Here is a 22,470-nt window from a genome sequence, read left to right on the forward strand (position 1 = left end):
AATTTAGTAAACTCTTCACTTTTGTTAAAATATTTTGGATGATTACTGTTTTACCTGAGCTTAATTTTAGTGTTCCCAGAGTATATACCATCAATAAAAGTACTGATGGTATAAGTGCCTTTTTTAATGTCGTCACGATTAACAAGTACTAAAGAAACTAAGCTTAATCGATTGTTATCGTAATTTACTTCTAACGAATCTGTATATTGAATTTTAACACCAGATTTTAGGTTGAGTTTTCCTTTAGGGGCAATTACATTTTTGTTTTCATCAGTAATTTGAATGTATACTCTTTTTTCACCAGAAGAAGTGATTGGGTTTTCTAATAAATCAAAATTTATTCGAAATGCATCAGTTCTGTTAGATCTAGAGGTTGTAGTAAGTTTTCCGCTACTACGCTCTTTCATTGCAATTGCTTTAACAGGACTTGTTTTAATAATACCTCCAATAGCTACTTTAGCTTCTAACTCTTTGTTTTTTTCTACTAAATTTTCGTTTACACTGTCTTTTTGTTGTAAAATTTCGTTAGCAATAACATTTTCTTGCGTTAAGGCTTCGTTAGCACTGTTTAAAGAATCTATTTGAATAAACAACTTTTTGTTTTCACGCTCTAGAGTAGCAATTCTTCTTCGATATTTTCTAATTAAATTGAAATTATCAGACTTTAAATCTTTAATAGAGTCTCTTAAACTCTTCATTTTTGTTAGCTCTATTTCAAGTCTATCAGCCAAACGTTTTTTACCAACAACAACATTGGTATAATCTTTAATCATTTCGTCAAGATCTTGTTGTAAGTCAGCTTTCTCTTCTAAAAAAATATTATTAAGTATTTTATTCTCATTTGATTTTTTTTGAGAATAGAAAATTAGAAAAAGGGTTAAAATAGCTAATATGATAATTAGCGTATTCTTCATTTTTTGTTGATTCATGATTTTAGGGGAATTGAATTTATATTATGTCTTTTCTATCTATTAAGGAGGTTTATTTTAAATCTAATGAATTTTTGCCGACGTTAATACCATTTACAAAGGTACTAATGTGATAAACACCTGCAGTTATTTTATTATTAATATTTACGACTGAAACCATAGACAATTGTCTGTTGTTATAATCGGCGATTAAAACATCACTACATGGTATCTTTTTTTTATTATGAGTACAATCATCTTTTATAGGCGCCACAACATTGTTGTTGTTATCGGTTATTTGAATGTGTACTTCTTTAGGCCCTGGTGCAGCTACTTTATTTTCTAATAAATCAAACTCTATTTTAAAAGCATTTACCTTTTCTGATCTCATTGTAGAAGTATATTTTCCGTTCTTCCTTTTTTTAAGCGCTTCAGCTTTAATTGTTGATATTTCAATAACTTCTGCAATGGCAACTTTTTCTTTTAAAACTTGACGCTCTTTACTTAACTGGTTGTTTATGCTAGATAATTTTGTGTTTTGATGTTCTTTAAAGAGCAGCGCCTGATTAACACTGTCGTTTTTTGAAACAAGCTCGTTATTAATAGAATTAAGCTGATTTATTTTTTCAAAAAGCTTTTTGTTTTCTACACTAAGAATTTTAGTTCGTTTTCTATAATAACTGATAAAACGATAGTCAGCTTCTTTTAAGTTTTTAACAGAATCTCTTAGTTGAACAACCTTTTCGAGTTCATCTTTTAATTGTAAAGAATACTCATTTTTCTTATTGCTAACCTCATTATAGTCTTTAATGATGGTAGTGAGTTCTTGTTCTAACTCATCTTTGTCTAACTTTAACACAGCTTTTAATTCAGAGTAGTCTCTTGCGTTTTCGTAAGACAAAAAACCTATGATAAGGATTAACAGAATTAGAAAGGCTACAAAGCCATTATTTTTTATTTTTGAAGGGATCATCATTTTAGGGGGTATGATGCATTATTGTGTTTTGGGCTAATATACTATTTATTTTTTAACACATTTGTAAATAAATGCGGGAGGAAGATTCAAAGGTTCAAAACTTAAGTCAATATTATTACCGAAAACATCTTTTAGTTTCTTGTAATAAGTTAAACTATATTGGTATTGAATAAAAGCTCCATTTGTAGCAAGAAAATTATAGTTTTTAACTAAAATTTCATGTGTAATTTCTTTAGGGATAATTGTTAAAGGCAAGCTAGATATAATATAATTTGCTTCAGTGTAGCCTAATTTTTCAAGCTCAGTTTTAATTTTTTCAGCAGATGCTTTTAGAACAATTAACTGTGGATGTTTTATCTTTTGTAATTCTTGGTAAAAAACATCATTAATTTCAAAACAAATCAGTACAGAATTCGGTTTGATTTTGTTGAGAATATGATGTGTAATTGCTCCATTACCAGGACCTAGTTCTACAATTACTTCCGCCGTAGTAAAATCAATTTCATTTAGCATTTTATTAGCCAAATACCTTGAACTAGGAATAATTGTTCCTGATGTTTTATAGTTTTTTACTGCTTCTTTAAAAAAGTTAAATTTAGTGCTCAAAATATCGTTTTCTGTTACTTTTTGTATCTTTCTGTTAAAAAAGGCTTGTAAAGATGCAATTTTTAAAAGATATATTTTATGTATTCTACCCCAATTTATGTATAAATTGTGAAACAACATTACTTCAAAATGAAAAATTTCTGTGTACATTTTGCAAAAATGATCTTCCAATTATAGACGATAATGAGCATATAAATGTTACATTAATGTCAACTTTTTATGGTAGAGTTCCTGTAGAAAAAGTACGTTCGTTTTTGTATTATCAAAAAGATGGAATTACTCAAAAACTCATTCATCAATTAAAATATAAAAACCAACCAGAAATAGGAGTTTTTATTGGCGAGTGGTTTGGAAGTAATTTAGTAGATATGAATGTTTTTGAGGACATAGATTATGTTGTTCCCGTTCCATTACATCCAAAAAAACAAAGAAAAAGAGGTTATAATCAAGTAACGTTATTTGGAGAAACATTAAGTAAGATACTCGATGTTGAATATAAACCAAACGTACTTATTAGGTCTTCAACAACTAAAACGCAAACATTAAAGCAGCGATTCGAACGTTTTTCTGATAGTAACACCAAATTCAAATTAGCAAATACCACAATTTTTGAAAACAAACATGTTTTACTAATTGATGATGTGATTACAACTGGAGCAACGATAGAAGCTTGTGCAAACGAACTTTTAAAAACCAAAAATATAACCATTAGTGTTGCTACTATGGCGTACACGCAAAAAGCATAGTAACTTTCCATCTTAATTTACTACTTTTGAAATTGGATTTAAAAACCATCATTTTGTGAAAAATAAACATCTTACTTTAATAACACTTTTTGCTTTTATCATTGCTAGTTGTGCACGTAAAGGAAGACCAGAAGGAGGACCAAAAGATGAAACAGCACCCATTATGGTTACTGCAAATCCACCATACGAAACCATTCATTTTAAAGAAGATAATATTCGTATTTATTTCGATGAGTATATTGTTTTAAAAGATTTACAAAAGCAATTAGTGGTTTCACCTCCAATGAAAAACCCACCACTAATTACTCCGCAAGGAATTCCAAGTAAGTATATCAATATAAAAATATTAGACACCCTACAATCGAATACAACGTATACATTTAACTTCGGAAATGCGGTTCAAGACAACAATGAAAACAATAAATTAGAGAGTTTCAAGTACGTGTTTTCTACAGGGAGTTATATCGATTCGTTAACAATAAAGGGTTCTGTTTCTGATGCTTTTGATAAAAAGGAAGTAAAAGAAGTAAGTGTGTTGTTGTATAAGTTAGATAGTGTTTATAACGACTCAATTATATACAAACAAAAACCTAATTACGTAACTAGTACGTTAGATTCTACAAACTTTGAGTTTAGTAATTTACGAGAAGGAAAATATTTAATGCTAGCTTTAAAAGAGCAAGCAAACGACTACATTTTTAGTAGTAGAAATGATAAAATAGGTTTTGTAGCTGATACGATTACATTGCCAGCTGATAGTATTATAAGTAACCCGATTCGTTTTTTCAAAGAAATTCAACCGTATGAATTTAAAAGAGGGAAAGAAGTAACTAAAGGAAAAATTCAGTTTGGGTTTGAAGGAAAACAAGAAGATATAAATATTGAAATACTGTCGGAAGTTCCGCAAGATTTCAAATCATTTACACAGTTAGAAAAAGACAAGGACACATTAAACTATTGGCATACTCCGATTGAAAGAGACTCGTTAAACTTTATTGTAAACAACCTAAATTTTAAAGATACGGTTACCGTCTTTTTAAGAAAAAAACAGATTGATTCTTTATCAGTGTCATCAAATGTGGGAGGTGTTTTACATTTAAAAGATACGATGTTTATTCAAACGAACAACCCGATTGTTTCTATTGATAAATCTAAGTTTTCTTTAATAGATAAAGATACTGTTGAGGTAGCTTTTGAATTGAAAAAACAATCGATTAACAAACTAACCGTCTTATTTGAGAAGAAACCTAAGTTTGGCTATATTTTTAAAGGATTACCACAGGGAATTACGGATGTTTACGAAACCACCAATGATACTTTAAATTACAAGTTTACAACTCGTGCAGTAGATGATTACGGAAGTATAGTGTTGGATGTTAAAAAAGAAACACCACATCCAGTAATTATTCAATTATTGGTTAAAGATGAGGTGAAAGAAACAGTGTATCTTTCAGAGTCTAAAAAAACAGAGTTTACTTTGTTAGAACCCAAAGAATACAATGTAAGAGCTATTATTGATGAAAATAATAACCGTGTGTGGGATACGGGTAATTTCTTAGAGCGTAAACAACCAGAGCAAATTATTTACTTAGAAACAGAGTTTAAATTAAGAGCTAACTGGGTACAAAATGAAACGTTTGTGATTAAGTAATACAAATGTCATTTCGAAGGAGTCTGTGACCGAGAAATATCACTCTAGAGACCTAATACTTCAAAATGACACTTGTAAAAAAGCTTAGAAGTATATATTAATGCGCCTCTAACCAGTTTGCTCCTGTATCAATTTCAACATCTAACGGAACACTCATTTTAAAGGCGTTTTCCATTTCCTGTTTAATAATCGGTTTAATAATATCTAATTCATCTTTATGTGCATCAAATACCAATTCATCATGTACTTGTAGTAACATTTTCGACTTGAAGTTTTCTTGTTCAAATCGCTTGTAAATATTAATCATAGCAAGTTTAATGATGTCGGCAGCAGAACCTTGAATAGGAGCGTTCACAGCATTTCTTTCTGCAGCACCACGAACAATAGCATTACGAGAATTGATGTCTTTTAAATAACGACGACGATGTAAAACGGTTTCAACGTATCCGTGTTCACGAGCAAAATCTACCTGCTTAGAAATATAATTTCGTAGTTTCGGATAGGTTGCATAATAGGTGTCAATCAACTCTTTTGCCTCTTTACGAGATAAATCGGTTTGATTGCTCAATCCGAAGGCAGAAACTCCATAAATAATTCCGAAGTTTACAGTTTTAGCATTGCTACGTTGCTCGCGGGTTACTTCCTCAATAGGAACATTAAATACTTTTGCAGCAGTAGAAGCGTGAATATCTTCACCATCTTTAAATGCCTTAATCATGGTTTCTTCCTCACTTAAAGCAGCGATAATTCGTAATTCAATTTGACTGTAATCAGCCGCTAGCAATACATAGTCTTCATTTCTCGGAATAAAAGCTTTACGTACTTCTTGCCCACGTTTTGTACGGATAGGAATATTCTGTAAGTTTGGATTGTTAGAACTTAAGCGTCCTGTAGCTGCTACAGCCTGAGCGTATACAGTGTGTACTCTCCCAGTTTTAGGGTTAATTTCATTAGGAAGTGCATCAACATAGGTGCTTTGTAGTTTTTTATACTGACGATATTCTAAAATATCAGCAACTATTTGATGATCTTTCGCTAAATAAGAAAGTACATCTTCTGCTGTAGAATACTGCCCTGTTTTAGTTTTTTTAGGTTTATCAACTAGTTTTAACTTGTCAAATAAGATAGGACCTAATTGTTTAGGTGATGCAATGTTAAATTCTTCACCGGCTTGTTCGTATATGTTTTGCTCAAGTTGTGAGATGTCTTTAGATAAGGCTTTCGAAAGTGTTTTTAAGAAATTAGTATCTAAATTAATACCTTCAATTTCCATAGCTGTTAGTACAGAAACTAATGGTGTTTCTACTTCGTTGAATAACTTGGTAACATTACCACTTTCCAACTCTTTAGAAAAGTGCTCTTTTAATTGATAGGTGATGTCTGCATCTTCAACTGCATATTCGGTTTGTTTTGGTAACTCAACTTGTCGCATTGAAAGTTGATTTTTACCTTTCTTACCAATCAATTCTGTAATAGAAAAAGGTTGGTAATTTAAGTAGGTTTCTGCAAGCACATCCATGTTATGACGCATATCAGGATTGATAAGGTAATGCGCAATCATGGTGTCAAACAACTTCCCTTGTACAGGCATGTTGTAATTTGATAATACTTTGATATCGTATTTTAAATTATGGCCAATTTTTTCAATGGTTTCGGCTTCAAAAAATGTGCGAAATTCTTCTAGAGTAGTTTTTGTTTCTTCTTGGTTTTCAGGGAAAGGAACATAATAGCCTTTACCAGCTTCCCATGAAAAAGCAATTCCAACCAACTCAACTTCTAAGGCTTTTAATCCAGTTGTTTCAGTATCAAAACACACAGAATTTTGTTGCATTAATTTCTCTAACAATAATTTTCTTGAAAGAGGTGTATTTATTAATTGATAGAAATGATTCGTGTTTTCAATGGTTTTAAAGCCATTAATATTTGTGTCTTTAGTAGCGCTTCCACCACCAGGAGCTGCAAATAAATCGAATTGACCTGCGGCACTAGTCTTTGTTGTTTTAGGTTTTTCAGTCGTGGTAGTAGTTTCTTCAGAAGGAGCAAATGTTTTTAAGAAATTTTCGGTTAAACGACGAAATTCTAATTCAGTAAAAATTTCTTTGGTAGCTTCAACATTGGGTTGCTCAAAAACCAATTTATCCAATTCTAACTCAACAGGAACATCTAGCATAATGGTTGCTAGTTTTTTAGAAAGCAAGCCTAATTCTTGATTAGCTTCTACTTTTTCTCTCATTTTTCCTTTTAACTCATGGATGTTTTCAAACAAACCTTCCATACTACCATAAGCAGCAATGAATTTTTTAGCTGTTTTTTCACCAACACCAGGTAATCCAGGGATATTATCAACAGAATCACCCATCATTCCTAAAAAGTCAATTACTTGTAACGGGTTTTCCACACCAAACTTAGTTTTCACTTCTTCAACACCCCACTTTTCATATCCATTTCCCATACGAGGTGGGCGGTACATAAAAATATTATCAGAAACTAGTTGAGCAAAATCTTTATCAGGCGTTACCATGTAGGTGTGTAGCCCTTGTTTCTCAGCTTTTTTAGCCAGCGTACCAATAATATCATCGGCTTCGTACCCTTCTTTTACAATGGCAGGTATGTTCATGGCTCCTAATATTTTTTCAATGTAAGGAACGGCTAAACGAATGGCTTCAGGTGTTTCTTGTCGGTTTGCTTTATAATCTTCAAAAGCTTCAACGCGGTCAGTACTTCCTCCTTTGTCGAAACAAACGGCTAAATAATCTGGCTTTTCACGCTTTATTACATCTAGTAAAGAGTTGGTAAACCCCATAATAGCTGAGGTGTCTAATCCTTTAGAGTTGATACGTGGGTTTTTAATAAAGGCATAATATCCTCTAAAAATTAAAGCATACGCGTCGAGTAAAAAAAGTCGTTTTTGATTTGCCATGTTAAGTCTTAAGCCTATTGAAATAAAATGTTGATATCGATTTGTTTACAGAAAAAGTAGAAAAACTATCGTTTCTATGAACTTTGGAGGTAAAGCTACAAAACTTTAACAAGATGTTAAAAATCAATTTTAAGAATCGCAGTATCTTTGTTTCTCCTTAAAAATGAAATAGATGTCACGTTGGTTAGTAACAGTTATTATAATATCCGCAATAATTATTGTATTTGAAGCATATGCTTTTCAAGCAATAAAAACACTTACAAGAAGTAAAATTATTCGTTATGGATGGTTGTTAATAGGGGTATTAGCTTACATACACTTTTTTTATGTAATTTTTGGTTACGATAGAAGTTCTGGGCAAACAAGAGAGTTTCAATGGGCAATGGGAATGCTTTTACTTGTTTTAGTTCCTAAGGTGGTGATTTTTTTATTAATGTTTGGAGAAGATGTGGTTAGATGGTCTCAAAAAGGAATCTCATTTTTGTTTAAAGAAGAAACCAAAAACTTGGTTGGTAGAAGAGCTTTCATATCAAAACTAGCTTTAGGACTGGCAGCACTACCGTTTGCAAGTATGTTGTATGGTGTTTTTAAAGGAAAATACAATTACAAAGTGCTTAAATACCAGTTAAGTTTTAAAGATTTACCAGAAGCTTTTGATGGTTTTACCATATCTCACATTACCGATATTCACTCAGGAAGTTTTGATAATAAAGAAAAAATTAAATATGGAGTAGATTTAATTAACGAGCAAAAATCTGACATGATTTTATTTACGGGAGATATTGTAAATAATTTTGCACACGAAATGGATGATTGGATTTCTGTTTTTTCAAAGTTAGAGGCACCTGTTGGAAAATACTCAGTATTAGGTAATCATGATTATGGAGATTATTCTGATTGGAAAACTCCAGAAGATAAAAAAGCAAATTTTAAAGCAGTAAAAGATATTCATCCAAAAATAGGATTTGAATTATTATTAAATGAGCATAAATACATTGAAAAAGACGGACAAAAAATAGCATTGATTGGAGTAGAGAACTGGGGAAAGGGCTTTAATAAAGCAGGAGATCTTAAAAAAGCATCAGAAGGGGTAAGTAAAAATGATTTTAAAATTTTACTGTCCCACGACCCAAGTCATTGGGAATATAAAATAAAACAAGACGATTTTAATTATCATTTAACTTTAAGCGGACATACGCATGGTTTACAATTTGGGATTGAAATTCCAGGTTGGATAAAATGGAGCCCATCAAAATATGTTTATAAACAATGGGCAGGGTTATATAAAGAGTTTAATAGGTACATTAATGTGAATAGAGGGTTTGGTTACCATGCCTTTCCTGGTAGAGTGGGGATTTGGCCTGAAATTACCGTAATTGAGCTAAAAAAAGCTTGATTTTTCAGTATTTTTAAGATTATCATAATAATTACCTAACAAAAAATTACTAATTTTAGGCACTTTACTGATAAAACTTATGCAAAAGATGACAAAGTTTGGTGAAATTATAAGCATTAACAAACCTGTGTTAATCGATTTTTATGCAGATTGGAGTGAACTAGAACCTAGTTTAGATACACTTCGTGATGTAGCTGCTGCATTAGGAGACAAAGCCAAGGTGATTAAAATAGATATTAACAAGAATGAAATTCTTGCAGAAGCCTTACGTGTTAAAGGAAATCCAACTTTTATGATTTATAAAAATGGAGAGATGAAATGGCGTCAAACTGGAGAGCAAGACGCTAATACGTTAATAGGCTTAGTTCAGCAGTTTGTTTAAGAAATTGCCTTAAACTTATAACCTTGTAACGAAAATTCCTCTAGAACTTTTGGAAGCGCATAATATAACTTGTCGTTAGCTTTTATACTATCGTGAAAAACGATAATACTTCCATTTTCTACATTTCTGAGTACATTTTGTAAACATTTTTCTTTAGTAATAGTCGGGTCAAAATCTGCTGACAATACATCCCACATAATAATTTTATAACCATTAGCAAGAAGTTGTTTGGCTTGTTTTCTTTTTATTTTTCCGTAAGGAGGGCGAAATAGTTTTGTTTTTTGATGCGATAATAAGTTTTCGCATTTGTTTATGTTGTTAATATAAGTTGTATTGCTGTTTTTCCAGCCGTTTAAATGATTAAAAGTGTGGTTTCCTACCGAATGTCCTTCATTAATAATTCTTGAAAAAACAGTGGGGTGTTTTCGGATATTATCACCAATACAAAAAAAAGTAGCTTTTGCATTGAATTGTTGAAGTTGGTCAAGTACAAATTCTGTTACTTCTGAAATAGGTCCATCATCAAAGGTTAGAAAGATTTCTTTTTGAGTAGAAAAAAAAGACCACGTATATTTAGCGAATAAACGTTTAAGTATACGTGGTGTCTTTATAAAATAGAACCTCATTAAATTAAGGTTTAATAGTATCGAGTTCTTGCGGAAGTTCAGGCTCTTCTTCAGGCATTAAATGACTAAATAGACGAGCATGTGTTATATAATCTTCAAAAAACTTTTTACCATAATCTTCATCTTTGTCATATCGAGTAATTTGCTGAACTAAGTTTTGATACATATACAGAGTTGTTTCTAAATTATCGATGATTAAATCAATGTCCTGAGTATTAAATGTGCTATAATACTTTAACTTCTGTTGGAAAATATCAGCTAAGGTTTCAGCAGTTTCTCTAGCTTTATTAATATCACCAATACGATAATACAATTCTGGATAGCCTAAAGAGAAGTTGTAATGACCAAAGTCTTTAATAGGCATTTTGTGTAACGATAAATCTAACACGTCTTTTGCATTTACTGAATCTCCTTTCTGTAAAAATTCTTCTGATAAACGAATTAAGTTATTACGTAATGAAATTGCGTTACGCTTACTTTGCTCATCTAGGTAAATTTCTCCGTTATTGATTGTTTTCCAATCCCATTTTTTAACATTGTTATACATTTTTTCAGGATCTATGCGTCCCATATCAAAAATTGTTCGTCCTTTATTAGATGTTTTTATAGGTACTAATTTGTACGCCATTCCATCTAATTGTAAGTAGTCTTTAAGCCAAATGTATTCTTCATCAGCATTTGCACCACCAGTAAAGTAAATAGGTCGCTTCCAGTCGAAATTATTTAAAATGTCTAGCATTAAAAGTCTTGCTTTAGATAAACCTCTATCATCAACAGTAATGTCAATATAATTTACCATTTTATCAGCATCTTTTTGTGCTACTAATCCAGTTTTTAAAGCATTTTCTTTGTTAACAGGAATACGAATTCTGTTGGTTGGATAAAATTTTTCCTTAGCGCCATCTCCTGCGTCTAAATAAGTAGCATCATTATCACTAGCTATCCAACGCATAAAATCTTTTATATTAAGTAAAGAATCTTTTAACTGTGGAAGTGGGTAGTAGTATGCCATATCTAAGGTTCCATACTTGTACTGATCGTGTGTTAACTGTGACGGAATAGGATCTGCCGTATATGTTTTCTTTTTCATTTGATCGATATACCAATCTGTTTGAAAAAGGCTAGTGTTTACAACTTTAATATCTCTACGTACTCCTTCAACTTGTTGCATATACCATAGTGGGAATGTATCATTATCACCTATGGTAAAAATAATCGCATTCGGGTCACAACTTTCTAAATAGGTTTGCGCATTTAATTGAGCCAAATAGCGGTCTGATCTATCATGGTCATCCCAGTTTTGGAAGCCCATTAATGCAGGAACAGCAACTAATGAAACTGCAGAAGTGGCAATGGCAACCACACGTTTGTTGGCGTACTTTTTAAAATAATCATATAAAGCAAGTACCCCGAAACCAATCCAAATAGCAAATACATAAAACGAACCAACTACAGCATAATCACGTTCACGTGGTTCAAATGGTTTAGGGTTGGTGTAAAATATAATAGCTAGCCCTGTAAATAAGAAGAACAAGGTTAGTACATAAAAATTCTTTTTATCTCTGTTAAGTTGATATAACAGTCCGAAAATTCCTAAAAGGAAAGGCAAAAAGAAGTAGGTGTTACGTCCTTTGTTATTTTTTACATCATCTGGTAAATTTTGTTGAGAGCCTAAGCGAGCTTCATCAATAAAATTAATACCGCTTAACCAGTTTCCATTTTCAATGTCTAAATGTCCTTGAATATCGTTTTGACGACCTACAAAGTTCCACATAAAATAACGCCCGTACATATATCCAAATTGAAAATCAACCATGAATTTTATGTTTTCTAAAAACGTTGGACGTCTTTTACTTCGAGCAGGAATTCCAGCAATGCTTTTGTATTGTTGCTCAGAAGCAGGATTAACCATACGTGGAATAAATCCTTTGTGTTTGCTAGAATAATTAGGAAGTACGTTTTTATACCTGTTTACAATAACATACTTTCCATCTATTTTTTCATATTTAGGTTTGTCGTCTTTATATGGATTTTCGGCATCTTGTTCTCTATCATAAGCTACAGAATAGTAATTATCATAAAAAACATTTGCATCACCATATTGTTCACGATTGTAGTATGCTAGTAGTTCACGCGCACTTGATGGGTTGTTCTCGTTAATAATGGTATCAGCATTCGCACGTATTGGTAACATTAACCAAGACGAGAAACCAATCATTATGAATAATACTGAAAGTACTAAAGTGTTTGCAGTAACCATATTCTTTTTACGCGTGTATTTTAATCCGTAAAAGAATAAAGCTATTAAAACAATTCCTGCTATAATAGTTCCTGAGTTATAAGGTAGTCCTACTTGGTTGATAAAGAATAATTCAGCAGCACTAAAGAACTTTAAAGTAAAAGGGAATAAAAACTTAAACACAAACGCTAAAACTAATATTGCAACTAGCGTAGCAATTGCCGTTGTTTTTATGTTGATGTCTTTATATGTTTTGAAAAAGTATACTAAAACAATTGATGGAATTACTAATAAGGATAGTATATGAACTCCAAAAGATAGTCCAACTACAAAGCTAATTAATACCAACCATTTATTTCCTCTAGGAGTATTTAATTCACTTTCCCATCGTAACCCTAACCAAAATAGTAGCGCCATTAAGAAAGAAGACATGGCATATACCTCTCCTTCTACAGCACTAAACCAAAAGCTATCTGAAAAAGTATACGCTAAAGCACCTACTAATCCGCTTCCTAATACAGCAATAGCTTCATTATTACCTAACCTTCCATTTTTTATAGCCATTCTTTTAGCTAAATTGGTAATTGTCCAAAACATGAAAAGGATAGTAAAAGCACTTGCTAACCCAGACATAAAGTTGACCATTTTAGCCAACTGACTAGGATCACTAGTAAACATAGCGAAAAAAGCACCTAACATTTGAAATAAAGGAGCACCAGGAGGGTGTCCAACCTCTAAATTTACAGCAGTTGCGATGTATTCTCCACAATCCCATGAACTCACTGTGGGCTCAAGAGTTAAGGTATAAGTGATTAACGCTACTGCAAACGAAACCCATCCTAAAATGATGTTCCACTTTTTATAGTTAAACTCAGTCATAGTTTTTTATCTAGATATAAAGTACGAATGTATTAATTACTAATGGTTTTTTTCGTTGAAAACAAAAATATAATTTTAACAGTTTCCCTAAAATAGTCACTCATATAAAGTTCTGTTAAATGAAATTTTAGAGGTTAAAAAAGAAGTAAACGAAAAAAAGTGTAAAAAATTTGCTGAAACATAATTTTGTTTTATATTTGCATCCGCAATAAGCAATTGGCCTATGGTGTAATGGTAACACACCGGTTTTTGGTACCGATATTCAAGGTTCGAGTCCTTGTAGGCCAACAAAATCCTTACGAATTTCGTGAGGATTTTTTTATAAAAAGTGTTTAATGATTTCTAAATATAAAACTTTGTTTTTATATTTGCACTGTAAACATTGGCCCATGGTGTAATGGTAACACACCGGTTTTTGGTACCGATATTCAAGGTTCGAGTCCTTGTGGGCCAACTAAAAAGTCTTAACTGTATAAGTTAAGGCTTTTTTGTTTGTAGTTAGTAACGAGTATTAGTAAGCTATAGTTATACATTAAAGTATTTGGTAAAGCTACCTTACAATAATAATAACAAACGTCATAGCGAGGAGTGATAACGACGTGGCTATCTGTTAATAGATAATAGATTACTTCACTGCGTTCGCAATGACGATAGTTTTTATTTGTAACAAATTCATAAAGCTATCGTCTTCAATTAAAACACTCTTATTATGAAACGAATTGCAACCATCTTTTGCTGCCTTTTTGTGTTAAGTTCTTTTGCGCAAAAAGAAAACTTTAAAACATTTTACCAATCTAATAAAGATAGAGCAGAGGTATCTTTAAATATTCCTAGTTTTTTTGCCAATATATTCATCTCTGATGAAGATACTGATAAGTTTGGGGTCTTCTTAAAGAAATCTAAAAACTATAAAATTATGGTGTTCAATAACAACATGGCTTCAGTACAAAAAGATTTTAAAAAATATACTCGAAGAAATAATTTAAAAACTTTAGTAAGAGTAAAGGATGGTAAGGAAAGGGTAACGTTGTATTTTAGAGAAACAAAAGATCGTATTAAAGAAATTATCGTCAATGTTCATGATAAAAGTGATGAAATGGTATTATTAGGAATTAAAACCAACCTTACCATGGATGAGTTATCAGCTATGGTAGAAGCATCTACAAAAAACAAAAGTATAGCTTCAAATTAAAAGACATTTATGTTCCCAAAGCGAAGTCGAAGGGAAGTATATAAAGTAGCATTATAGAAAACTCCGACTTTTTACAGTCGGAGTTTTTTGTTATTTAACCCACAAGTTCTTTCAAACTTTCTACTACCTTCTTACTGTTTCCAATAAAAATTTGGTTGTCAACAATAAAAACTGGGCGTTTTAAAAATGTATATTCATCTAAAATATACTGTTTGTAATCAGCTTCCGTTAAATTTTGATTCTTTAAATCCATTTCTCGATACAGTTTAGCACGTTTATTAAATAAACTTTCGTAGCTGTCTGTTAACTCGCGCATTGATTCCAGCTGAGCAACTGTAATTGGGTTGGTTTTTATTTCTTGCTTTTCAAATCCGTCAATATTTACTTCTTTTAAAATTCTTCGACAAGTATCACAAGTTTGTAAAAAATAAACTTTTTTCATCTGTTTACGTTTTTATTGTATTAGCTATAGTTTGGTTTTAACCATTAAATAACAAACACTCATTGCAGGTTTTCATGGCTAAATAGGTATCTTTGAAATAGCTAAAATAAGTAGAAAAATGAACAAACAGTTTGAAGTTTTAAAAAGATCAAGAGACTTAGTTTTAAAAAGAATAGAAGGTTTATCATTAGAACAATTACATATAATTCCAGAAGGATTTAATAACAACATTGCTTGGAATGTAGCACACTTGGTGGTTACACAGCAACTACTACACTATAAACTATCAGGATTGGATTGCTTAGCACCTGATGAGTTAATTGAAGGATACAGAAAAGGAACATTTCCAACCAAAGATTTTACTGAAGAAGAATTTGATGAAGTAAAAGAATTGCTAATAGGGTTACCAGATACTTTACAAGAAGATTTTGAAGCAGAAATTTTTAAAACGTATGAAGAATACGAAACCAGTACAGGTTTTGTGATAGATTCTTTTGAAAGCGCTATGGCTTTTAATAATTTACACGAAGGTATGCATTTAGGTATTATTATGAATTTGACCAAATTGGTGTAAACCTCATGAATCTGGTATGCATTCAGGTGAAAAAAATGTCAACGGATGAAATTCAATACGAAAACAATACATGGAGGTCAAAAACCTGAAAAAGCTACAGGTGCAGTAATGCCTCCTATATTTCAAACATCAACCTACGCACAGTCGAGTCCAGGTGTGAACAAAGGGTATGCGTATTCACGTTCAGCAAATCCAACCCGAACTGCTTTAGAAAATGCATTTGCTGCTCTTGAAAATGGAACACACGGATTTGCTTTTTCTTCCGGTTTATCAGCGATAGATTGTGTGTTGAGAACTTTAAATCCGGGTGATGAGGTAATTGCAGGAGATGATATTTACGGTGGAACATATCGAATGTTTACCAATATGTTTGAAAAATACGGATTGCAATTTCGGTATGTTGATATGAATGAAGTAGCGAATGTAACCAATGCTATTTCTGAAAAAACAAAACTCATTTGGATTGAAACACCAACCAATCCGCTAATGAAAATTGCGGATATTGAGGAAATCACTAAAGCAGTAAAAGCAAAGAATAAAGATATTCTAGTAGCTGTTGATAACACGTTTGCAACCCCTTATTTACAGCGTCCGTTAGATTTGGGAGTTGATATAGTGATGCATTCAGCAACAAAATATTTAGGAGGGCATTCTGATTTGGTGATGGGAGCTTTAATGGTAAAGGATGCTAAACTTGCAGAACAATTACATTTTATTCAGTTTGCAGCAGGAGCTATTGCAGGACCTATGGATTCGTTTTTAGCACTACGTGGAGTAAAAACCTTACACTTACGTATGCAGCGTCACTGTGAAAATGGAAAAGCAGTAGCACAATATTTATCTGAACACCCAAAAGTAAGCGAAGTATTTTATCCAGGGTTAGAGAATCATTCAAATCATGAAATAGCAAAAAAACAAATGGATGATTTTGGAGGCATGGTTTCTTTCCGTTTGAAAGATGAGAGTAAACAAGCAGCCTTATCTTTCTTAGAAAATACTAAAATTTTCACCTTGGCAGAATCACTAGGAGGAGTAGAGAGCTTGGTAAGTCACCCAGTAACGATGACGCATGCATCAATTCCTGAAGCTGATCGTTTAAAAATAGGAATTACCGATTCTTTAATACGATTGAGTGTTGGAGTAGAAGATATAGACGATTTATTGACCGATTTAGAGCAGGCACTTTCTAAATAAAAAAAACCGAAATACATTGTACTTCGGTTTTTCTATACTGCAAGAGCTAAAATTATTTAGCTTCTGCATATCTTCTTTCTACTTCGTTCCAGTTGATTACTTTAAAGAAAGCTTCAATGTAATCAGGACGACGGTTTTGGTAGTTTAAGTAATAAGCGTGTTCCCAAACGTCTAATCCTAAGATAGGAGTTCCACCACAAGTAACACCAGGCATTAATGGGTTGTCTTGGTTAGGAGTAGAGCAAACTTCTACTTTACCTCCTTTGTGTACACATAACCAAGCCCATCCTGAACCAAATTGTGTAGCAGCTGCTTTAGAAAAAGCATCGATAAACGCTTCTTTTGAACCAAACTCAGCTTCGATAGCATCTTTTAATTCTCCAGATAAATAACCTCTATCTTCTGGGTTCATTACTGTCCAGAATAAAGAGTGATTGTAAAAACCACCACCATTGTTACGAACACCAGCGTTGTTCATGTCTAAGTTAGTTAAAATATCTTCGATAGATTTTCCTTCTAAATCAGTACCTTCAATAGCAGCATTTAATTTAGTAGTATATCCGTTGTGGTGCTTGCTATGGTGAATTTCCATAGTTCTAGCATCTATATGTGGTTCTAAAGTGTCGTAAGCGTATCCTAATTCTGGTAAGTTAAAAGCCATAATTATTTGTTTTTTAATAGATTAATTTTTTCGTTTTTCCGAATGTAAATTTAACCCAAAAAAATAAGGCAAACAACTGTTTGCCTTATGGATAATTTATTTGAGTATAAATAATAACTATTATTTAATTTTTGACTTGATGAATAGTAGTAAGGTAATAACTCCTATTATTTTTGAAATAATAATAGCTAAATGCCAATAACTCATAACAAAATACGTGTCATGTATGTTAATAGCTAGGTTTTTATCTTTTAAAAAAGAACCTATTGCTAATATTAAACAGATTAATATTACAAGCCATTTTACCACGATTAATAGTTTGGTTTATCATCAGATGAAAATTTAGTCATAAACTCTTCCGCTTTTTCAACCATTTGTATACTACCACAATAAAAAGGTACGCGTTGGTGTAACTCGGTAGGTTTAATATCTAAAATACGAGTAAAACCATCAGAAGCTTTACCACCTGCTTGCTCACAAATAAACGCCATAGGATTACATTCGTATAATAAACGTAACTTTCCTTTTGGTGTTATAGCAGTAGCAGGATAAATATATACACCACCTTTTATCATATTTCTATGAAAATCTGAAACTAACGAGCCAATATAACGCGCTGTGTACGGACGGTTATCTGCTTCGTTTAATTCTTTACAGTGAATTAAGAAACGTTTCATTCCTTCTTGGAAATGTGTGAAATACCCTTCACTTACTGAGTAAATTCTACCAATTTCAGGATAACTCATGTTTGGGTGCGATAAGTAAAAAGTACCAATGGCAGGATTTAAGGTAAATCCATTCACTCCATTACCAGTAGTAAACACTAACATGGTTGAGGTACCGTAAGCTACATACCCAGCAGCTACTTGTTCACTACCTTTTTGTAAAAAGTCTTCTTTAGTTACAGGAGTTCCAACAGGAGAAATTCTTCTGTAAATAGAAAAAATAGTTCCTACAGAAACATTTACATCAATGTTAGATGATCCGTCTAAAGGATCCATTAACAACACATATTTATTTTCGTTGGCTTTGTTTTGACCTTCAACCACAACAAAGTCGTCTTCTTCTTCACTAGCAATGCCACAAACAATTTCACGATTAATCAATGTTTGTTTAAATAAATCGTTGGCTAAAACATCTAGTTTTTGTTGTGCTTCACCTTGTACATTAATATCACCCGCAGCTCCAGTAATATCAACCAATCCAGCTTTTCTAATTTCGTGGTTTACAACTTTAGCAGCTAAACGGATAGAATTTATTAAGCGAGATAATTCACCAGAAGAATATTTAAAGTCTTTTTGTTTGCTGATGATAAACTCACCCAGCGTCATATGCTTGTTACTCATGTCAAATTTTTGTGTTGTGCGTACAAAGATGCCAACTTTTATTTAGTATTTTAAAATTTTCAACAAAAAAATATGATGTGTTTTAATTTTTCATTTGTTTTATCAGAAAGTTTTAAGAGAAGTATCTTTACCAAAAAAAGTAAGAAATGAGTTTTATTATCAGACCTGGAGAGCAAAAAGATGCTCAAGCTATATTAGATTTAATCGTCGAATTAGCTGTTTTTGAGAAGGAACCCAACGCGGTTAAAATTACGGTAGAAGATATTATTAAAGATGGTTTTTCTGAAAAACCGAAGTTTAAAACCTTTGTAGCTGAAGAAGATAATAAGATTATAGGTATGGCGTTGTTTTATGAACGCTATTCTACATGGAAAGGAAAAGCAATTCATTTAGAAGATCTCATGGTAACGCAATCTAAAAGAGGTATTGGGGCAGGAAAAGCATTGTATAGTGCTGTTATGAATTATGCACATAAAAACAATTGCAAAAGAGTGGCGTGGGAAGTATTAGATTGGAATACAGGGGCTGTTGATTTTTATAAAAGTACAGGAGCAACGGTATATGATGAGTGGAGAGTATGCCATATGAATGAACAAAGCTTAGAACAATTTTGTAATGAGAATATTTAAGTTTGGAGGAGCATCGGTAAAAGATGCGAATGGAGTAAAAAATGTTGCAAAAGTATTGCAACATGAAGGTACAGAAAATACGTTGGTTGTAATTTCTGCCATGGGAAAAATGACCAATGCTTTTGAGCAAGTGGTTAATGATTATTTCTATAAAAAAGAAAGTCTTAAAGATTCTTTGAAGTTTGTAGAAAACTTTCATCAAAATATGTTGAACGATTTGTTCAGTCCAAATCATGAAGTATACAATAAAGTAAATCATTTATTTGGTGAATTAAGCGGGTTTATGGCTCGAAACACTTCTAAAGATTATAACTACGTGTACGATCAAATGGTTGGTTTTGGAGAGTTTTTATCTACTACTATTGTAAGTGCTTATTTGTCTGAAATAGGAGTAGAGAACCAATGGTTAGATGTAAGAGAGTACATAAAAACAGATGGAACTTACCGTGATGCTAAAATTGATTGGGAGCAAACCGAGCAACAAATCAAAGAAAAAGTTGATGTATCTAAACTAAATATTACACAAGGATTTTTAGGAGGATTTGGTGCAGAAACAACAACGTTAGGAAGAGAAGGTTCCGATTATACCGCAGGTATTTTTGCGTATTGTTTGGATGCTGATAGTGTTACTATTTGGAAAGATGTTCAAGGAGTATTAAATGCTGATCCTAGAGTGTTTTCAGAAACAGCTTTATTACAAGAAATTTCGTATACAGAAGCTATTGAAATGGCATTTTACGGAGCCTCAGTAATTCACCCAAAAACAATTCAGCCATTAGAACAAAAAAATATTCCGTTATATGTACGTTCGTTTGAAGATGTTACAAAATTAGGTACATGTGTTGGAAGAGGTAAAAAAATAACACCAGAAGTTCCGTGTTTTATCGTAAAGAAAAATCAAATTTTAGTAGCAATTTCAGCAAAAGATTTTTCTTTTATGGTAGAAGATAATATTAGTGATGTCTTTAAAAAGCTACACGACTATAATTTAAAAGTAAACCTAATTCAGAATTCAGCGATTAGTTTTTCTGTTTGTATAGAAGATAAGTACAATAATTTTGAGAATTTTTACAATGATTTAAAAGGCGCTTACAAAATTAGAGCTTATAAAGACACTACTTTATACACAATTCGTCACTTTAATGATGAAGCGATAAAAACAATAAGAAAACGAGGAAAATCAATCATTCGTCAAATAAATACTGAAACTGCACAGTTAGTGATTCAAGAAAACATGTAAAGCTTGTAAAAAATCGATTATATTTGCAGTTATGTCAATTGATAACTATGTATGGGATTAGTAACACCTAAAGAAGTTGCAAAAGCAATAGGAGCCGACAAGTTCGGCGTTTTCGGAACGTTTTCAGGTTGGTTGCTGATGAAAGTTTTGCGAATTTCTACCGCCAATGAAATTTATAACAAGCACAAGCACAAAAAAGATTTACCTTTTTTAAACGGTTTGCTTGATGAGTTTCAAATAGAGTTTGAAATTCCTGAAGAAGACTTAAAACGTATTCCTAAAGAAGGACCTTTTATAACAATTTCTAACCATCCGCTTGGAGGGATAGATGGTATTTTATTATTAAAACTCTTATTAGAGCATAGAACTGATTACAAGATTATAGCAAATTTTTTACTGCATAGAATAGAGCCTTTAAAGCCTTATGTAATGCCAGTAAATCCTTTTGAGAATCATAAGGATGCCAAATCGAGTGTAGCAGGAATTAAAAATGCCTTATTACATTTAAGAGAAGGAAAGCCTTTAGGGCTTTTTCCAGCGGGAGAAGTATCTACGTATCGTGATGGAAAATTAATGGTAGATAAAGAATGGGAACAAGGAGCAGTACGCTTAATTAAAAAAGCGAAAGTACCTGTAATTCCTATTTATTTTCACGCTAAAAATAGTCAGCTGTTTTATACATTATCTAAAATTAGTGATACGCTAAGAACAGCAAAGCTTCCGTCAGAATTATTATCTCAGAAAAATAGAGTTATCAAAGTAAGAATTGGTAAACCAATTTCAGTAAAAGACCAAGATTCATTTACTGAAATACCTGATTTTTACCAGTTTTTACGTAGAAAAACGTATATGTTGGCGAATCCGTATGAGAAAGCATCTCCAAAGATATTGTCAACACACAATTTAAAAATTCCGAAGAAAGCTAAAAAAATCACTTCTCAAAAATCATCAGAGTTATTTGTAAAAGAAGTTGATGCTTTACGAGAAAAAGGAAGTAGACTATTGCAAAGTAAAAATTATGAAGTGTTTTTTGCTAGCGCAAAAGAAATACCAAATATTTTACATGAAATAGGTCGTTTACGTGAAATTACGTTTAGAGAAGTAGGAGAAGGGACAAATAAGCCTATCGATTTAGATAGATTTGATAAATATTATCACCACTTATTTTTATGGGATGACCAACAAAACAGATTGGTTGGAGCCTACAGAATGGGCTTAGGAAAAGATATTTTTAAGAAACACGGAATAAATGGTTTTTATATTCAAACATTATTTAGAATAGAGCCAGAATTATACCCAATGATGGAAAAAACCATTGAAATGGGACGTGCCTTTATTATTAAAGAATATCAACAAAAACCAATGCCGCTGTTCTTATTGTGGAAAGGAATTGTACATGTTACACTACGTTACCCAGAACATAAATATTTAATGGGAGGAGTAAGTATAAGTAATCAGTTTTCTGAATTCTCAAAATCGTTAATGATTGAGTTTATGAAATCGCATTATTACGATCCATATGTAGCGCAATATATTCGTCCGAAGAAAGAGTTTAAGGTGAAGCTGAAAGATGCTGATAAAGACTTTGTATTTGATGCTACTGAGGCAGACATGCAAAAGTTTGATAAAATTATTGACGAGCTTGAACCAGGAGAGTTACGTATTCCGGTATTGATTAAAAAGTATGTAAAACAGAATGCTCGTTTAGTAGCGTTTAACGTAGACCCGAAGTTTAATAACGCTATTGATGGGTTAATGTATATAAAGGTAGCAGATATACCAGAAAGCACAGTAAAGCCTGTTATGGAAGAATTTCAAGAAGAATTAGAACGTCGTGCAGCAGAAAACTTAAATAAGTAAAGA

Annotated in this window: 19 protein-coding genes and 2 tRNA genes; 12 read left to right on the top strand and 9 right to left on the bottom strand. The window is 32.1% G+C overall.

Annotation, left to right across the window (positions count from 1 at the left end; genetic code table 11):
• Positions 1-50: 50 nt before the first annotated feature.
• The 3 genes from Q0663_RS01655 to Q0663_RS01665 form a co-directional block, all read right to left on the bottom strand.
• Positions 51-929, bottom strand: coding sequence for a hypothetical protein (locus Q0663_RS01655; RefSeq protein ID WP_299005334.1), 879 nt, complete (start codon positions 927-929; stop codon positions 51-53).
• A gap of 52 nt (positions 930-981) precedes the next feature.
• Positions 982-1,809: a hypothetical protein gene (locus Q0663_RS01660; protein ID WP_299005337.1), complete on the bottom strand. Its 828-nt coding sequence runs from the start codon at positions 1,807-1,809 to the stop codon at positions 982-984.
• 120 nt (positions 1,810-1,929) lie between these two features.
• Positions 1,930-2,640, bottom strand: coding sequence for an rRNA adenine N-6-methyltransferase family protein (locus Q0663_RS01665; protein WP_299005340.1), 711 nt, complete (start codon positions 2,638-2,640; stop codon positions 1,930-1,932).
• A 56-nt stretch (positions 2,641-2,696) separates the two neighbouring features.
• Here Q0663_RS01665 and Q0663_RS01670 point away from each other — a divergent pair, with 56 nt between their 5' ends.
• Positions 2,697-3,236, top strand: a complete 540-nt coding sequence (locus Q0663_RS01670; protein WP_299005343.1) for a ComF family protein — start codon at positions 2,697-2,699, stop codon at positions 3,234-3,236.
• 55 nt (positions 3,237-3,291) lie between these two features.
• Positions 3,292-4,887, top strand: a complete 1,596-nt coding sequence (locus tag Q0663_RS01675; protein ID WP_299005346.1) for an Ig-like domain-containing protein — start codon at positions 3,292-3,294, stop codon at positions 4,885-4,887.
• Between the two features lie 97 nt (positions 4,888-4,984).
• Here Q0663_RS01675 and polA read toward each other — a convergent pair whose 3' ends face one another.
• Positions 4,985-7,807, bottom strand: a complete 2,823-nt coding sequence (gene polA, locus Q0663_RS01680) for a DNA polymerase I (RefSeq protein ID WP_299005349.1) — start codon at positions 7,805-7,807, stop codon at positions 4,985-4,987.
• Between the two features lie 172 nt (positions 7,808-7,979).
• Here polA and Q0663_RS01685 point away from each other — a divergent pair, with 172 nt between their 5' ends.
• Together Q0663_RS01685 and Q0663_RS01690 are read left to right on the top strand one after the other, a co-directional pair.
• A complete protein-coding gene (locus tag Q0663_RS01685; protein ID WP_299005352.1) occupies positions 7,980-9,203 on the top strand; it encodes a metallophosphoesterase in 1,224 nt (407 codons plus the stop codon).
• Positions 9,204-9,291: 88 nt separating this feature from the next.
• Complete coding sequence (locus tag Q0663_RS01690; protein ID WP_299006316.1) at positions 9,292-9,585, top strand: co-chaperone YbbN; 294 nt, start codon at positions 9,292-9,294, stop codon at positions 9,583-9,585.
• Here Q0663_RS01690 and Q0663_RS01695 read toward each other — a convergent pair.
• Together Q0663_RS01695 and Q0663_RS01700 are read right to left on the bottom strand one after the other, a co-directional pair.
• Positions 9,582-10,211, bottom strand: coding sequence for a polysaccharide deacetylase family protein (locus tag Q0663_RS01695; RefSeq protein WP_299005355.1), 630 nt, complete (start codon positions 10,209-10,211; stop codon positions 9,582-9,584). The genes Q0663_RS01690 and Q0663_RS01695 overlap by 4 nt on opposite strands.
• 4 nt (positions 10,212-10,215) lie before the next feature.
• The gene (locus tag Q0663_RS01700) at positions 10,216-13,329 is read right to left on the bottom strand and encodes a DUF2723 domain-containing protein (protein WP_299005358.1); all 3,114 of its coding nucleotides are present in this window, start codon (positions 13,327-13,329) and stop codon (positions 10,216-10,218) included.
• A gap of 217 nt (positions 13,330-13,546) precedes the next feature.
• Between Q0663_RS01700 and Q0663_RS01705 the strand changes: the two genes are divergently transcribed.
• From Q0663_RS01705 to Q0663_RS01715, 3 genes are all read left to right on the top strand, one after another.
• Positions 13,547-13,617: transfer RNA gene (locus Q0663_RS01705), tRNA-Gln, on the top strand.
• Positions 13,618-13,712: 95 nt separating this feature from the next.
• Positions 13,713-13,783 (top strand) — tRNA-Gln (locus Q0663_RS01710).
• 255 nt (positions 13,784-14,038) lie between these two features.
• A complete protein-coding gene (locus Q0663_RS01715; protein ID WP_299005361.1) occupies positions 14,039-14,521 on the top strand; it encodes a DUF4252 domain-containing protein in 483 nt (160 codons plus the stop codon).
• 94 nt (positions 14,522-14,615) lie between these two features.
• Here the strand turns inward: Q0663_RS01715 and Q0663_RS01720 are convergent, their stop codons facing one another.
• The gene (locus Q0663_RS01720) at positions 14,616-14,963 is read right to left on the bottom strand and encodes an arsenate reductase family protein (protein ID WP_159488909.1); all 348 of its coding nucleotides are present in this window, start codon (positions 14,961-14,963) and stop codon (positions 14,616-14,618) included.
• Positions 14,964-15,081: 118 nt separating this feature from the next.
• Between Q0663_RS01720 and Q0663_RS01725 the strand changes: the two genes are divergently transcribed.
• Both Q0663_RS01725 and Q0663_RS01730 read left to right on the top strand, forming a co-directional pair.
• The gene (locus tag Q0663_RS01725) at positions 15,082-15,537 is read left to right on the top strand and encodes a DinB family protein (protein WP_299005375.1); all 456 of its coding nucleotides are present in this window, start codon (positions 15,082-15,084) and stop codon (positions 15,535-15,537) included.
• Positions 15,538-15,582: 45 nt separating this feature from the next.
• On the top strand, positions 15,583-16,731 hold the full coding sequence (locus tag Q0663_RS01730; RefSeq protein ID WP_299005377.1) for a cystathionine gamma-synthase: 1,149 nt from the start codon (positions 15,583-15,585) through the stop codon (positions 16,729-16,731).
• A 52-nt stretch (positions 16,732-16,783) separates the two neighbouring features.
• Here Q0663_RS01730 and Q0663_RS01735 read toward each other — a convergent pair whose 3' ends face one another.
• Together Q0663_RS01735 and fbp are read right to left on the bottom strand one after the other, a co-directional pair.
• Complete coding sequence (locus Q0663_RS01735) at positions 16,784-17,392, bottom strand: superoxide dismutase (protein WP_299005380.1); 609 nt, start codon at positions 17,390-17,392, stop codon at positions 16,784-16,786.
• 311 nt (positions 17,393-17,703) lie between these two features.
• On the bottom strand, positions 17,704-18,738 hold the full coding sequence (fbp, locus tag Q0663_RS01740) for a class 1 fructose-bisphosphatase (RefSeq protein WP_253055493.1): 1,035 nt from the start codon (positions 18,736-18,738) through the stop codon (positions 17,704-17,706).
• Positions 18,739-18,884: 146 nt separating this feature from the next.
• On the opposite strand from fbp, the gene Q0663_RS01745 reads away from it, so the two are divergent.
• Genes Q0663_RS01745 through Q0663_RS01755 form a run of 3 tightly spaced genes read left to right on the top strand, consistent with a single transcriptional unit; the run spans position 18,885 to position 22,467 of the window.
• Positions 18,885-19,367: a GNAT family N-acetyltransferase gene (locus Q0663_RS01745; protein ID WP_073182454.1), complete on the top strand. Its 483-nt coding sequence runs from the start codon at positions 18,885-18,887 to the stop codon at positions 19,365-19,367.
• On the top strand, positions 19,354-20,607 hold the full coding sequence (locus Q0663_RS01750) for an aspartate kinase (protein ID WP_299005394.1): 1,254 nt from the start codon (positions 19,354-19,356) through the stop codon (positions 20,605-20,607). The genes Q0663_RS01745 and Q0663_RS01750 overlap by 14 nt, the downstream gene beginning before the upstream one ends.
• Before the next feature lie 51 nt (positions 20,608-20,658).
• Positions 20,659-22,467 (top strand): lysophospholipid acyltransferase family protein, encoded by a 1,809-nt coding sequence (locus Q0663_RS01755; protein WP_299005398.1) that lies wholly within the window; start codon positions 20,659-20,661, stop codon positions 22,465-22,467.
• The last annotated feature ends 3 nt before the right edge of the window (positions 22,468-22,470 follow it).

Source organism: uncultured Tenacibaculum sp. (genome assembly GCF_947504135.1).
Classification (GTDB): Bacteria; Bacteroidota; Bacteroidia; order Flavobacteriales; family Flavobacteriaceae; genus Polaribacter.